Annotated in this window: 13 protein-coding genes and 1 pseudogene; 1 reads left to right on the forward strand and 13 read right to left on the reverse strand. The window is 41.0% G+C overall.

Features of this window, described 5'->3' with window-relative positions; translation table 11 throughout:
• Positions 1-115 precede the first annotated feature (115 nt).
• The 5 genes from A0O21_RS06910 to A0O21_RS06930 all read right to left on the reverse strand — a co-directional run bounded on the left by A0O21_RS06910 (position 116) and on the right by A0O21_RS06930 (position 5187).
• A complete protein-coding gene (locus A0O21_RS06910) occupies positions 116-1201 on the reverse strand; it encodes a SepM family pheromone-processing serine protease (protein WP_067063446.1) in 1086 nt (361 codons plus the stop codon).
• On the reverse strand, positions 1179-1679 hold the full coding sequence (gene coaD, locus A0O21_RS06915; RefSeq protein WP_067063450.1) for a pantetheine-phosphate adenylyltransferase: 501 nt from the start codon (positions 1677-1679) through the stop codon (positions 1179-1181). Before coaD ends, A0O21_RS06910 begins: the two co-directional genes overlap by 23 nt.
• The gene (rsmD, locus tag A0O21_RS06920; protein WP_067063453.1) at positions 1669-2208 is read right to left on the reverse strand and encodes a 16S rRNA (guanine(966)-N(2))-methyltransferase RsmD; all 540 of its coding nucleotides are present in this window, start codon (positions 2206-2208) and stop codon (positions 1669-1671) included. Before rsmD ends, coaD begins: the two co-directional genes overlap by 11 nt.
• A gap of 209 nt (positions 2209-2417) precedes the next feature.
• Positions 2418-3410, reverse strand: coding sequence for an aspartate--ammonia ligase (gene asnA / locus A0O21_RS06925; protein WP_067063455.1), 993 nt, complete (start codon positions 3408-3410; stop codon positions 2418-2420).
• A 691-nt stretch (positions 3411-4101) separates the two neighbouring features.
• Positions 4102-5187: an MmcQ/YjbR family DNA-binding protein gene (locus tag A0O21_RS06930; RefSeq protein ID WP_067063458.1), complete on the reverse strand. Its 1086-nt coding sequence runs from the start codon at positions 5185-5187 to the stop codon at positions 4102-4104.
• 131 nt (positions 5188-5318) lie between these two features.
• Between A0O21_RS06930 and A0O21_RS06935 the strand changes: the two genes are divergently transcribed.
• Entirely contained in the window at positions 5319-6200 is an 882-nt protein-coding gene (locus A0O21_RS06935; protein ID WP_067065212.1) for a sulfite exporter TauE/SafE family protein, read from the forward strand.
• Positions 6201-6450: 250 nt separating this feature from the next.
• Here the strand turns inward: A0O21_RS06935 and A0O21_RS06940 are convergent, their stop codons facing one another.
• From A0O21_RS06940 to A0O21_RS11120, 8 genes and pseudogenes are all read right to left on the reverse strand, one after another.
• A complete protein-coding gene (locus A0O21_RS06940; RefSeq protein WP_067063461.1) occupies positions 6451-6963 on the reverse strand; it encodes an HXXEE domain-containing protein in 513 nt (170 codons plus the stop codon).
• Positions 6964-7173: 210 nt separating this feature from the next.
• Positions 7174-7656, reverse strand: coding sequence for a GNAT family N-acetyltransferase (locus tag A0O21_RS06945; protein WP_067063464.1), 483 nt, complete (start codon positions 7654-7656; stop codon positions 7174-7176).
• Between the two features lie 52 nt (positions 7657-7708).
• Positions 7709-8200 (reverse strand): annotated as a pseudogene (locus A0O21_RS06950) (GrpB family protein); the annotation flags it as partial.
• A gap of 419 nt (positions 8201-8619) precedes the next feature.
• Positions 8620-9717 carry a hypothetical protein gene (locus A0O21_RS06955; protein ID WP_173644633.1) on the reverse strand — a complete coding sequence of 366 codons (1098 nt, stop codon included), beginning with the start codon at positions 9715-9717 and terminating at the stop codon, positions 8620-8622.
• Positions 9714-12356, reverse strand: coding sequence for a valine--tRNA ligase (locus tag A0O21_RS06960; RefSeq protein WP_067063468.1), 2643 nt, complete (start codon positions 12354-12356; stop codon positions 9714-9716). Before A0O21_RS06960 ends, A0O21_RS06955 begins: the two co-directional genes overlap by 4 nt.
• Positions 12353-13342 carry a hypothetical protein gene (locus tag A0O21_RS06965; protein ID WP_067063470.1) on the reverse strand — a complete coding sequence of 330 codons (990 nt, stop codon included), beginning with the start codon at positions 13340-13342 and terminating at the stop codon, positions 12353-12355. Before A0O21_RS06965 ends, A0O21_RS06960 begins: the two co-directional genes overlap by 4 nt.
• A 136-nt stretch (positions 13343-13478) precedes the next feature.
• Positions 13479-14063 (reverse strand): GNAT family N-acetyltransferase, encoded by a 585-nt coding sequence (locus A0O21_RS06970; protein WP_067063473.1) that lies wholly within the window; start codon positions 14061-14063, stop codon positions 13479-13481.
• A gap of 345 nt (positions 14064-14408) precedes the next feature.
• Complete coding sequence (locus A0O21_RS11120) at positions 14409-14603, reverse strand: hypothetical protein (RefSeq protein ID WP_335740066.1); 195 nt, start codon at positions 14601-14603, stop codon at positions 14409-14411.
• Positions 14604-14644 lie beyond the last annotated feature (41 nt).

Genomic DNA, 14644 nt, shown 5'->3' on the forward strand with positions numbered 1-14644 from the left:
ATTTGGATTTTACTCTTTATTTATTTTTAACATTAATCTAACCAGTGAGGCTTAATAAAAACTTAAGAATCAGATAAAAAAGGCTGTCAGATAGGTCTTTGACAGCCTTTTTAGTTTAATCCTGCTTTCTTAAATAATCGATAGCTTCCTGAACATTGGTCACAGGAACAATCTTCATCTTGCTGCCCAGCTCTTTAGCTGCTGCTGCAGCTTCTTCATAATTCGTTTTAGCAGCTGGGTCAGCTTTTAAAACAGCTTCATCTACAGGGTTATTAGGAACAAAGAAGATCTCTGCTCCAGCCTTATCCGCTGCAACAACCTTCAAAGCAGCGCCGCCGATATCACCGACTGAGCCATCCTTTTCAATTGTTCCAGTTCCGGCAATCACACGTCCCTGCCGCAGATCCTCCTCAGTCAGCTGGTCATAAATATCTAAGGTAAACATTAAGCCAGCACTGGGACCTCCGACACCATCCGTTGAAAAAACAATATCCTTATCCGAATTAACTTCTGTATGATCGACCAGACCAATGCCAATACCATTTTTCCCATTTTCCAGCCTGATGATTTTTCCTTCTGCCTCTTTAGCCTTGCCATCAGATGTATACTGAACGGTTACCGGTTCCCCCAATTCCAGGCCGCTAACATAGTCAATAAGGTCGGCAGAGCTGCTAAAAGTCCGGCTGTTAACGCCTGTGACTGTATCAGCCAGCTGAAGGATTCCTTTAAAACTGGAGTTTTCATTGACATTAAGGACATAGACCCCCATATAGTCAAGACTGACTTCTTCACCGGCCAAACTGAGAGCCTGATAAACAGCATTATTCTGTGAGGTTTCCATGTAAAACTGATTCATTCTGATATAATCATCATTACTGTAGCCCCCGGTTGTCTCCTGCATACTGGTAATTTCAGTGAAGGGGGTCAGCCAGCCGTAAATCAGCTGGGCCAGAGTGGCCTGACTCATACTGACAGCCACAAAATTATAGGAACCCTCCTGATCATCTTTCCGGTCATCAACTGTCAAAACCGAACGAATGTCATAAGCACCGCCCGGCATCTCTAAATAATAGGGAAGCGGTACAAAAAGGCTAAAAAGCAGCAAAAACGCTGCCAGAGCACCGATTAGCCACCACTTAAACTGCTTGATCCACTGTCTCAGTGCTTTTAGATTTGAACTAAAGACTTGTAAAATCTTCACCTAGTTTCTCCACTTCTTTTACAACACTTTCCGGAACAAAATCCGATACATCCGAATGAAAATGAATCAATTCACGAATACGGCTGGAACTGATATGGGACAGGTCAGCAGGCGGCAGAAAAAAAACAGTGTCGATAGTCTCTGCCAAGTGGCTGTTAAAAAAGGCCAGTTCGCTTTCATATTCCAAATCTCTGCCGTTTCTTAAGCCCCGCACCAAATGCGTAACGCCAATCTGTCCGGCAATATCAACTGCCAGAGAATCATGAGCTGCAAGCACTTTGACATTGCTGAGACCGGCTACAGCCTCTTCTAACATGGCTCTGCGCTTAGCTGCTGTAAAAAAACCTTCCTTATTTTTATTGTAGAACAGACCGACATAAAGCTGATCGAAAAGCCGACCCGCGCTTTTAATAATCGCCATATGCCCGTTTGTTACAGGGTCAAAGGAGCCGGTAAAAAGTCCTATTTTATTTGACATATACTGTTACCTTACTGATTCCGTATTTTTTTTGTTTCCACATTCTAATTGTTCCGATAGTTTCAGGCAATACCACTGTCTTTTCAGTCTCACAGACAAGCACAGCACCCTCTGCCAAAAGTCCCTCTGCCTCCATAACAGTGATATTTTGCACAATCTCTTCTTTGGCATAAGGCGGATCAAGAAAAACCAGATCAAAACAGCCAGTCAGTTCTTTAACAGCCTGTGCGGCTGTCTTTTTTATTAACCGAAACTGTTTGGCTTTCTGAGTCATCTTAATATTGGCATTTATAACTGCCTGCGCCTTGCGGTCTTTCTCTACCAAAACAGCTTCTGCTATCCCGCGGGACACTGCTTCAATAGCGAGGCCGCCGGATCCGGCGAAAAGATCCAAAGCACGGCCGCCTGTAAAATAAGGGCCAATCATATTAAAAATGGCCCCACGTACCTTATCAGAAGTGGGACGTGTTGTTTTCCCTTCAAGCGTTTTTAAGGGACGCCCGCCAAACTCACCAGCAACAATTCTCATAACGCTATTATTATACCAAAAAACAATTGTTTTTGGTAAATATAAGAAAAAGAGAGTGGGATAGTTGATTAGGGAGGTCTTATCCTTTGCTTAACAAAAGATAAAAACTTCCAGCCAAAACTCATATGTCTTATAAAATTAATCTGAGGCAGGGACAAAAGTCCTGCCTCAGATTAATTTTATAAGACTGCCAAATTCAGCTAAAACAACTATAAAATATTGTCATAGGTATCCTGGACTTCCTGCGGCCAAACAGAAGTCTGCACTTCGCCAATATGCTTTTTGCGCAGTAAAAACATAGCCATCCGTGATTGTCCGATACCACCGCCTATCGTCAAAGGGAAGAAACCGCGTAAAAGTGTTTTATGCCAATCCAGTTCAAGACGATCTTCATCACCTGTAATAACAACCTGACGTTTAAGGGCGTCTTCGTCAACACGAATTCCCATTGACGAGAGCTCAAAAGCCGATCCCAGCGCTTCATTCCAAACTAAAATATCACCATTTAGCCCCTTATACCCATGTTCCGTCTCACTGGTCCAGTCATCGTAATCCGGTGCACGGCCGTCATGGGGCTGTCCATCGGCCAAGATTCCGCCGATACCGATCAAAAAGACAGCGCCATATTCTTTGGTAATTTCATTTTCACGCTCTTTGGGTGTCAAATCAGGATAGCGCTCAACCAATTCTTCAGAGTGAATAAAAGTTATTTTTTTAGGCAGCACGGAATCAATGTCATAACGCGCCTCAACAGCTAATTCCGTCAGGCGAATGACCTTATAAATCGTTTCAACTGTTTCTTTCAAATAAGTTAAGTTTCTGCGGCCGTCAGGAATCACTTTTTCCCAATCCCACTGATCCACATAAACAGAGTGAATAGGGTCCAGCGATTCCTCATCAGGGCGGAGTGCCTTCATATTAACAACAAGTCCTTCCCCCTCATTAAAACCAAAACGCGCCAAAGTATGGCGCTTCCATTTAGCCAGTGAATGAACCACCTCAAAAGTCGCATCGGGAATCTTCAAAACATGGACAGATACAGGATTTTCAACACCAGACAAATTGTCCTGCATCCCATCGCCGACCCGGCTCAAAATAGGGCCCTGTACTTCAACAACTTCAAGCTTATCAATCAAATACTGCGTAAATGTATTTTTTACAAAAGAAATTTCTTCCTGCTGATGAATAAAACTCTTCTTCATACACTCCTCCACTAAGATACAAAGGCCGTGAAGAAATCCGTATGAAAATAGGGGATGGCAAGTGATGCTGGCATCACGCTGACAGCCATCTTTTTCACTAGGATTTTAGCCCGTATTCAGTTTCACCAAGATACAAAAGGCGTTTAAAGCTCACAGCAAAAATAGGAAAACTGACGAAGAAACCTCAGTTTCTAGGAAGTTTTGTCTTTTTTGCAAAGAGCTTAGCCCGTGTTCAATTTCACCAAGATACAAAGGGCGTTTAAAGCTCACAGCAAAAATGACGGTAAGCCAGAAATCTTCGATTTCGTCTGCGTACCTCTGCCAAGGCGACTAGAAAGCTGCGGTCGGCCGCTAGGACGACAAAGCTTTCAGACGGCTACGGCTAGCTGACTTGAAATCAATTCTAAACTTTCTTTGTCTTTTTTGCAAAGAGCTTAGCCCGTGCTCTCTCTTTACTGTAACTAATTGGTATCAGTCAAATTAATAAAAACGACGGTCTGATCGTCTTTTTTTAGAAAAAATAAAGATAGGCTTATTATACACTTCTGACGGGCAAAAGAAAAGTCTTTTTGCCTATTTAGCTGTTTTTTCAAAAAAATATCAGTCTTAACAGACGATTAAGACAGGCTCACACCCTATCTTCTCATTTTAAGCCAGCCTGCAATCCGAATGATAGACCTGCAGTATACTTCTAGTCCTTAAGAGCCTTTTTCACCTCAGCAACTAGTTCTTTGGTCATCCGCCGTGCCCCTCGGATATTAGTAACACCGTATTCTTTTAAAACAGAGCTGGAGAATTGGCTGTCCGGAAACTGGGTCAGCAGCTCAATTCGCATGAGTCTCTTTGTTTTAGAACGGTCAGGATAGGCTTCATTAGGGATATCAGCCTCTAACACTCGGCAGAGATAACGCAGGGAACGCACAGGCGCTGTGATGTAAATACCCACATAGTCATCTGTTTTTATCGACGCTTTTTGTGTCCAATGAATCATTTTTTGAGCTGCAAGCTCAGCATCAACGTCATAATATTTGGGATTAGCCGGAATCAGCCAAAAATCAGGGCCATCGGCACTGCCTAAACTGCCTTTCTCCGTTAGTCTTCTGCTTTTATCAACTAAAGAAAAAAGCAGCTCATCGGAAACATCTTCATCTAAAATGACTGAAACCCAGAACTTTTTATTCATATGGTAAGAAGGATAAATCCCAGGACAGGTAAGCAAATGGGCTAAATCATCGTTTTTTACTTTTAGATTGATCATTTCAACCTCATCATCCGTCTCTTTCTGCTTCCTCTTTTCTTTGCCCGAATCCAGTTTACTGCGGTTGACAGTCATAATCAGACCGTACCATTTTCGGTTTATGGGATTGCGGTAGGCTGCAAAATCAGGGTATTTGGCAAAGGGATGATCGTATTGATCACCGTAGGTCTTTTCAATATAGTGAAGCAAACGGTCAGCTTGTTCAGTTACAAAAGGCCGGTCTTCAAAACAGCAGTCGGCTATTTTTTCTAAAATGGCAGCATAGGCTGCCCGGACCTGCCCAGCAAAAGAGCCTGCCTGCCGCTGAGTACGCAGGGCCAAATAATCATCATTTATCTCAGTATCAACCACACGGCCGCTGACTCGGCCGTCAGCCTCAATAGACAGCTGAGCTTCAAAATTCCCATCCATAAATAATTCTCGGTAATTATAAAGGTCACCTTCTTTTTTAAAGCCAAAAGGCAGAAGTTCATTTATAAGGACCCGTTTTTTCTTGAAAAATTCAGACTCCAAAGACATAACCTATATTTCCTTTTTGACTCTATTATAGCAAAAATAAAATGAGCTTTACGAGCAGGCAGCCTCTGAAAATTAAAGAAACAATAAAAAACGATATTTACTTAATCGTTTTAATTGACTATAATAGGGCTATGACTAATTCACTTATACTTCATATGATTCAGCTGATGCTGGTCAGCTTAATTGTCTGGGTCATTTTTTTAATAGTGAGAAATGCCCGCAGACGGCAGATTGATTTAAGAGATCGATTTTTTACGGGTTTTGGAATCGGTTTAGTGACTGATTTATTAGATACACTGGGAATCGGAACGTTTGCGACAACAACGACACTTTTTAAGGCCACCCAGCTAGTTAAGGATGACCGTCAAATTCCTGCGACTATGACAACGGCCCATGTTATTCCGGTTTTAGTGGAGGCCCTGTGTTTTATTACTATTGTGGAGGTGGATCTGACTACCCTAGTCTGCATGGCGGCAGCAGCCTTCTCTGGCGCTTTTCTTGGAGCACGGCTGACCAAAAATTGGAACACTCAGAAAGTCCAGATGGTTTTAGGGGTTCTGCTGATTATTGCGGCTTTTTTTATGGTCTACCGTATGCTGACAAATCCTGGTGCAGATATTGCTAACGATATTCGCGGTCTGTCGGGAATCAGACTGCTTATCGGTATCGTTTTTGACTTCATCATCGGAATGCTGATGACTATGGGACTGGGCAATTATGCGCCGGAACTTATTTTTTTCTCGCTGATGGGAATCAGCCCGGCTATTGCACTTCCGGTTATGATGTTAAATGCAGCCATGATTATGGTTGCCGGCTCCAAACAGTTTATCGAATCAGACCGAGTACACTGGCCCGGGGTATTAGGTATCATTATCGGCGGAGTCTTCGGTGTTTTAATCGCAGCATTTTTCCTGACCAGCCTGGATATCGATAAGCTTAAAATTCTAGTCGTTTTTATCGCCCTCTATACAGGTTTGATGCTGCTGCGCTCAGCTCTTATCCGATCAAAATAAAGCTTGCTGACAGTGTTTACACATATTTGGAAAAAACATTTTTTCGCTTACAGACCTCTTCTATCCAGCAAAGCCTCAGAATGATTTTACTTCCTTAAAATTTCTTAAGATAAAAAGCTCTGTAAATTCCTCAGCAGAATGGACAGAGCTTTTTGCATAAAGAAAAGAAAGCTAATGTTGTTTTGACAGTATCTCATCAAAACAGCAGGCAGAACTCGTTTTTGCAGCAAAGTACAAATAGCCTGCATGACTAACCATGCAAAAGCTGTTCAACCTTTGCGGACTGACTGTGAAGAAAGTTTAGATTAAGCAGTAAAGCAGCAAAAATCAGCGGTACTAAAATAAACAAAAGAAGCCAGTTAAGAGACTGAGAAAGAATAAAGACAGCAATACTCAGTAAAAGCACAGGCATGGTTAAAACAGACGTGATGCTGCCAGGCACCCAAATACGAAAAGAAAGGGCCTGACCGATATGAACAAACAAATGCAGCGTATGTCCTAATGTAATCGCTAAGACTAATTCCGGCAGACGAAAAATAATGCCTGCAAAAAGAACTAAACCAGCCAGAATAAACTCTTCCATGATTAAAGCAGCCACCGTCTCTGCTGACGGATAGGAGGCTCTTCCTGAAATAAACATTTCTGACGCCAATCTAGGATCACTCCCTTTCTTGTCAATCCAAGGGCGAACTCTCACAATCTCTTCAAATTCGTGAATCATAAAAAGTACAATCGCAAGAAAGGCCAACAAAGCTGAAGTCATAACATCATCTCCCATCAAAATACAAAGGGCGTTTTAAGGCAAAGTCAAAACATTGAAGCCGGCCGCCGAGCCATTAGCAGCTTTAGGGCTGTCCCCATAGTGCAGCCGCACTCGTATCCTAGGATTGCAGATTATTTTTTATAGAACATTAGGCCCCAGGGGAATTGGACAAAAGAGGCTAACAAATAGCACGGCATCACAGCTGCGGTTTTACAAGTTGGATAAATCGCAAATCATAATACAGTCTTCCTTATTTTGCCGAAAAATCTGAAAACCAAGCTGCTGGTAGAGGTAAAAAGCAGGATTGGCCTTTTGCACAGACAAAGAGACCCTTTGACAGCCCTCCATTTTAAGCCAGACAAGAAAAGCAGCCAGTAAAGCTCTGCCAATACCCTGTCCGCGGTAAGAAGGAAGCAGTGAAACAGAAAGCGACGGTATCTCATCATCGATGTGCCCATAATCAGGCATAATCCGCACCCAAACTGCTCCCGCAATCTGACCGTTTACTTCTGCCACCATGGCCTTGTCGTGCAAATCTCGGCCAAAATCTTTGATATATAGCTGCAGTTCCGGCAGCTGAACAATCTGTCTGTCAGGAACTGGGTAACCCTCAGGTACAAAAATTGCCTGATAGAGGAATTCTTCCAAAAGCGGATATTCTTCCGGAGCCATAGGACGTAAAATAAGTGACATGGCAATCACCTCCTTAAGGACAAAGCCACAAAAAAACAAAGGAAATCGGACCTCAGCTTTTAGGATACCTGTCTGTCCCTGTAAACTCACTTTTTCCTAACTTCGTGTATTTCTTAATAAAGTCTGTTTTGGCTTCTGTATAGCCATCACGATTATGCTCAAACTTTTTCCAAAGCGACAGTTTCAAACGCTCATAATCCCTAGCAATCTCTGGGTGTCTGCGCAAATAATCGCAAAAATATAACTCATCACAGTCACCATATAAGCGTAAATGCAAATGAAAAACACGATCAGCAAAACCGGCATCTGTATAGCCCTTGTTAAAAGAAGCCCTCTTTTTGGTTTCATTCATGCAGCGCCAGCCATGATCCAGCAGCAGTCCTTTAACCCGCTCCATAGCACAATAATCTTTCACTTCCAGCAGTATATCCACAATATTTTTAGCCCAAATATTTGGGACAGATGTACTGCCAATATGGTTTATTCTAACAAAAAAATCAGTCGGCATCAAAGATAAAACAGCCTCTTTCTCCTCCTCATACCACCTTTATTATATCAAAAAATACAGCCCTTCAGCCATATTTTCATATATGAAAATTAGACTGCAATATTTTGCCTCTTTATACAAAAACCAAGCCCAGCTGTGAGCTGGGCTTGGTTTAGGAGATTTATGAAAAAGAAAAGTTTTAGGATTCCTATTTCTAGGATGTTTATAGTATACAGAGCTTTCCTTAAGTGAAGCTGAAAGTTTTCTTTCAGAAAGCTTAATCTCATTGCCCTAGTCTAGACTGAAATTCGTAATCGTGATTTTAAGCATAAAGCATTTCAAACCTTAGGGGGTGTGATTAATAAGTTACAAGAAGTGGTTCAAGGATTAGAGAAAGTAACACTCAAATCAATCGTTTGTAGAGAATAAACCAGTAAATACAGATATTGATGTTTGTTGAATATTAGATAGATTTTCTATTTTTGTAAGTTATATTCTTTCTTAGTTTTATCAATACTATTTACTAAAGATGGTTGTCGGAACTCAACCTCTTTAATATTACTCTCATTCAATTTATTGGTTGTCATATAATAATAAATATCATCTTTATAAGGAGATGAAAGTTTGTATTGGGGAAACCTTATTTGAATAGGCTCTTTTTGTCTAGCACTTACTATAGTCTCTCCTTTATCATTACGCAGGGTAATATTGTAAGTTATTAAACTAGCTTTATCAACTAAAATATTAAATTTAAAATAATTTTTTCCTTCCATTAAATTTTGATCAATAGTAAAACTATAATCTTGTTTATATGGTTTTATTAATTCAAGTACAGGTATAATAGGTTCATCGAGTGGCCCCCCAATTCCTCCAAGGTTTCTATTGAATTTTCCTATTGAACTTAAATATGGTATGACTATATTACTTTCTTCATGATTAGAGTGTATACTAATTTCAATGTCTTGTTTATAATCGGGAATTGTATCATCAAAATATTTTTTAATTTTAGAATTTGACAAGTCAATTTTAAACATTGATTCAATATCACCACTCATTAATGATTTACCATCTATTAATCTATTCTCAATGATACTAGTATTATTGTTTATTGAATTATGATATTTAATGTTAACTTCATATTTTTGTGTGTCACTCTTCTGAGTTCCGTTATTAAACCTGTAAAAATTTACAATCTGAGTATCATTATCAAAACCATTCTGAATAACTAAATCAACATACTGGTATGGTTCAACGGTCACATCTCTCAAAATCAACTTATGAATTGTACTTTCAAAGTTATTATTTTCAATAATTAGTTTAGCTTGAACATAATTTTCTAAAACATTTGTATCATCACTTCCCAATTTTTCACCATTAACAGTTTTGGGAACATTTATAAAGCTCTTATTTGTTATTTTAACCTTTCCAAAATACTTTCCTACATTACTAAAAATAATAGGAAGAACAATTAAAATTAATCCAACTATTATAGGAGCGATTATCCAATTAATTAGTTTCTCATGTTGATTAATATATGCCTTCAATCTAGCAATCATATTAGAAATTTCATTCATATTTTCTTCATCTCTTCAATCCGCGCCATTGTCGCATCGTATTTAGCTTGGTAGTCGGCTTGTTTTTGCCGTTCTTTTTCGACGATTTCCGGTTTGGCCTTGGCAACAAATTTTTCATTGCCCAACTTTTTGCCGACCATATCCAATTCTTTCTGCCACTTACTGAGTTCTTTACTGAGGCGGGTCAGCTCCTCATCAACATTAAGGAGATCAGCCAGCGGCAGGAAGATCTCCGCTCCTGTGATCACACTGGACATTGTCAGTTCCGGAGCTTCAATATGCTCAGAAATTTCCAAATGCTCCGGATTGGTAAAACGTGTGATGTAACTGATATTTTCCTTAAAGAAACGCTCCAGTTTGCTGTCGCTGGTCTTGATAAGGATGGTAATGGGTTTGCTTGGGGCAACATTGACTTCTGCTCTGCTGTTGCGTACCGCACGAATCAAGTCCTTGAGGCTTTCCACTCCCTTGTGAGCTTCTGCATTATCAAAGGCAGGGTTCACTAGCGGATAGGCTGCTGTTACGATTGAACCATCAGCATATTGGCCAAAAATTTCCTCAGTTACAAAAGGCATGATAGGGTGAAGCAGGCGCAGGATGTTATCCAAGGTATAAAGCAGAACAGAGCAGGTGATGATTTTTTCATCTTCATTGTTGCTGTAAAGCACTTCTTTAGTCAGCTCCACATACCAATCGGCAAACTCGTCCCAGATAAAGTTATAAAGACTGTGGCCTGCCACTCCGAATTCAAATTTATCAAAGTTTTCAGTTACTTTTTCAATTGTCTTATTTAGGTTGTGGAGAATCCAGCGGTCTGTCACATTGCCGGCCTGGCCAGCTGCTACCTTAGCCACATTCTCACTGGCTGCAGAAAGCTCTAAGCCCTCATTGTTCATGAGAATGTAGCGGGATATATTCCAAATCTTGTTAATAAAATTCCAAGCAGCGTCCATTTTATCGTAAGAAAAGCGGACATCCTGCCCTGGGGCAGAACCGTTGGAGAGGAACCAGCGCAGGGCATCGGCTCCATACTGGTCAATGACATCCATAGGATCGATGCCATTTCCAAGAGACTTGGACATCTTGCGGCCCTGTTCATCGCGGATAAGGCCGTGAAGCAGGACATTTTGGAAGGGTCTGCGGCCGGTGAACTCTAAAGATTGGAAAATCATGCGCGACACCCAGAAAAAGATAATATCATAACCTGTAACTAGGGTTGAAGTTGGGAAATAACGTTTGAAGTCCTCACTTTCAGTGTCTGGCCAGCCCATAGTGGAAAACGGCCAGAGAGCAGAAGAAAACCAGGTGTCAAGGACGTCTTCGTCTTGTGTCCAGCCGTCACCTTGCGGAGCTTCTTCTCCAACATAGATGTCCCCGTCAGCATTGTACCAAGCAGGGATCTGGTGTCCCCACCAGAGCTGGCGGGAAATCACCCAGTCGTGAACATTTTCCATCCATTGCAGGAAGGTGTCGTTGAAGCGTGTCGGATAGAAGTCTACCTTATCATCTGTCGCCTGATTGGCAATAGCATGTTTAGCCAGCTTATCCATTTTGACAAACCATTGGGTGGACAGGCGCGGTTCAACTGGGACACCGGTGCGCTCTGAATGACCGACAGAATGGACATGTTTTTCAATCTTGACAAGGGCACCGATTTCTTCCAGTTTGGCAACTGTTGCCTTGCGGGCTTCGAAACGCTCCATCCCGGAAAACTCACCGGCCAGGTCATTCATTGTTCCGTCATCATTCATGACATTAACCTGAGGCAGGTTATGGCGCTGACCGACCTCAAAGTCATTCGGATCATGAGCAGGGGTGATTTTCACAACCCCCGTTCCAAACTCAGGATCAGCGTGTTCATCAGCCACGATTGGAATAGCTTTATTGACGATTGGTAGAATAACATTTTGGCCAATCAGGTCTCTATAACGCGGATCCTCCGGATTAACAGCGACAGCCACATCTCCAAACATGGTTTCAGGCCGTGTTGTTGCGACCTCTAAAGCGCGCGAACCATCTTCAAGCATGTAGTTCATATGGTAGAAGGCTCCCTCGACATCTTTATGAATAACCTCAATGTCTGACAGAGCTGTTCTGGCAGCCGGATCCCAGTTGATGATGAACTCACCGCGGTAAATCCAGCCTTTTTTATAAAGGTCAACAAAAACCCTGCGGACAGCTTTCGACAAACCGTCATCCAGCGTAAATCGCTCACGCGCATAATCAAGAGAAAGCCCCAGCTTCCCCCACTGCTCCTTGATGGTGGCCGCATACTCGTCCTTCCATTCCCAGACTTTATCCAAGAATTTCTCACGGCCCAGATCGTAGCGGGAAATCCCTTGCTCGCGCAGACGCTCCTCGACTTTTGCCTGAGTGGCAATCCCTGCATGGTCCATCCCCGGCAGCCAGAGGGTATCAAAGCCCCGCATGCGCTTCTGGCGGATAATGATATCCTGCAAGGCCGTGTCCCAAGCATGCCCCAGGTGCAGTTTCCCAGTAACATTGGGCGGCGGAATCACGATGGAATAGGGCTTAGCCTTCTTATCCCCCGACGGCTTAAAAACATCTTGGTCCAACCAAGTTTGATAACGCCCAGCCTCAACCTCGGCCGGATTGTATTTTGGTGAAAGTTGTTTCATTTTTGTATCTCCTTCTGTTTTTCATTAAGATGAACTTTCAATTTATCTCTTTTATTTTTGAGTTTGCTTAATTCATTTTTTGTTACTTGATAATCAAATCTATATAACTGATTTTGCAAGTGATTAATTTCATTGTATAATTCATTCACTTGTTCTGTCATCTTAGGATTTTCAAAATCAATATTTTTTAATTTTGCTACATATTCCTGTTTTTTCCCAAAATGTTTTGAGAAAAAATATATCGCACTTAAAATACTTACTATAAATAATATAAAAACAAAATTTTCATAAAAAGAAAATTTATTTGTATAAAAATGTATAAGTTTTATTATTACATACATATAAGGAATTATATAAAAGAAAACTAACAACATCAACTGTTTTTTTGAAGAGATGAATGAATCTATTTCCCATGATCCCTCCACTAAATCTTGTGCAAATAAACAAATAATTGAATACCAATCAAAAAACATACATATATAAAAGTAATAATGATTCGAATTAATATTTGAAGTATATATAAAAAAGGTAGCGAGCAAAAATAGTAATGCTAGACAACGAATAACATTATATGAATATCTCAGAAATTGAAATTGAGTTTCCTTTTTAGAACGCTCCCAATCATATTTTAAGAGTAATTCTAAGTATTTAACTAGTTTATCTACTTGGTCATTCGAATAATCAAAACTATCCAACAAATCCCATATATGCCCATCTTTCATGTAATATTCTTGAGAGTATTTGAAATTCATTCTAAAACCATATGAATTTATCAGTGTTTTAAGCCTGTTTATTGCCGATAGACGATTCCTCCTATTCGATAAATTAACTGCTATTAATTTTATTTCTCTGCGCCATTTAGAGCGCTCTTTTGTAATATAATCTAGTCGATTTCTCTTGCTGGATTGGATAAAAGTAAAAATAGCACTGACTATCGTCCCAATCCCAAAAGCTGCTAATAACTCAGCCATAGTTGCAATACTCATTAACTCACTCCTTATAATTTATTCAAAGTTTCGTAATACTCAAACCAAGTTCCCCAGATGTTTAAAGTCTTATTTAGATATTTCACTATATAAGATTTGTCAAAACTAAGAAATTTCCTTAGGTAGTAGGGCCGCTTTAATATGCCTTCCCCTCCCACTCACTTTTGAGCAGCCCGTAGCGCAGGCTGGCGCAGCGTCTGTCTTGGGCATCTTTGCGGTCACGGATTCTGGCCTCTAAGGTAAAGCCCAGTTTTTCGGCAATACGGCGGCTCGGTTTGTTATAGTCATAACAGGTCAATTCGATTTTGTGAAGATTAAGCAAAGTGAAGCCTATTTCCAGCAGTGCACGTGCAGCTTCCGGCATATAGCCCTGTCCCCAGTAAGCGGGGTGCAGAGTATAGCCCATCTCCAGCACATCATCTGCATGGCGGTGGCTGAAATCCAGTGAACCTACTACTTTATTTTGGCCTTTGATAGTAATGCCGTAACCTGAAGGGAGGTCTTCTTTTTGCAGATTTTGCGGATAAATTTGCTCAAGGTAGTAAATTTCTTCTTCTACTGTTTGTACTGGCGGAAAGCCCGCCGGCCAGCTAACTTCCGGCAGACTGGCATAGGCAAAAATATCAGCTGCATCTGCGACTGTCCGCTGACGCAAGTAGAGACGGTCGGTTTCTATCGCAGGTAAAATCTTATCTTTGACCTGCCCTAAAATTTTTATCATATTTTTTCCTTGCTTTCTTGATGAAACTGCCTGACTGATCTGAATCTTCTTCGTCCAGATAGCGGTAAGTCCTCTTCTTACTGTCCCCATATAGATAAGGGGGTGAAAATCTGTGCTTCTGAAATAGCCTTTCTCATCAAACAATCTGTCGTCCGCCCATCGTTTAGTGATACGAGCTGTGAAATTGACATAATGTTCCCATTGCTGTACAGTTTCCACCTGACATTCCAAATTAAACGGGCAGGCTGTCAGCAGCGGAGCATCTATCGTTTCAGCCTGACTGTACGATACAGATAATTCTGAGAGCTTATCCTGACCTGTCATAAAGCCAGCGCTTTCCATAATTCAAGCTTCTTTTCTTTCAGGAATATTAAGTGTAAAAGAACCATATTTTTGAATCTGCCGGACAGCGTTGTTCCCTTCAAACAAACCAATGACAACCATATCGCCTAAACTATAGGATGAACTGGCTGTTGTGATATTATAGCTGAATACCTCATCTCTATATCCTAGGATAAAGATGGGAAAGCCATAATACATTTTCAAGTGCTTGTTTCACTTAATTCTCTTTTTTCTGCTTA

Origin of the sequence: Streptococcus pantholopis, from assembly GCF_001642085.1 — a bacterium.
Lineage (GTDB): Bacteria > Bacillota > Bacilli > Lactobacillales > Streptococcaceae > Streptococcus > Streptococcus pantholopis.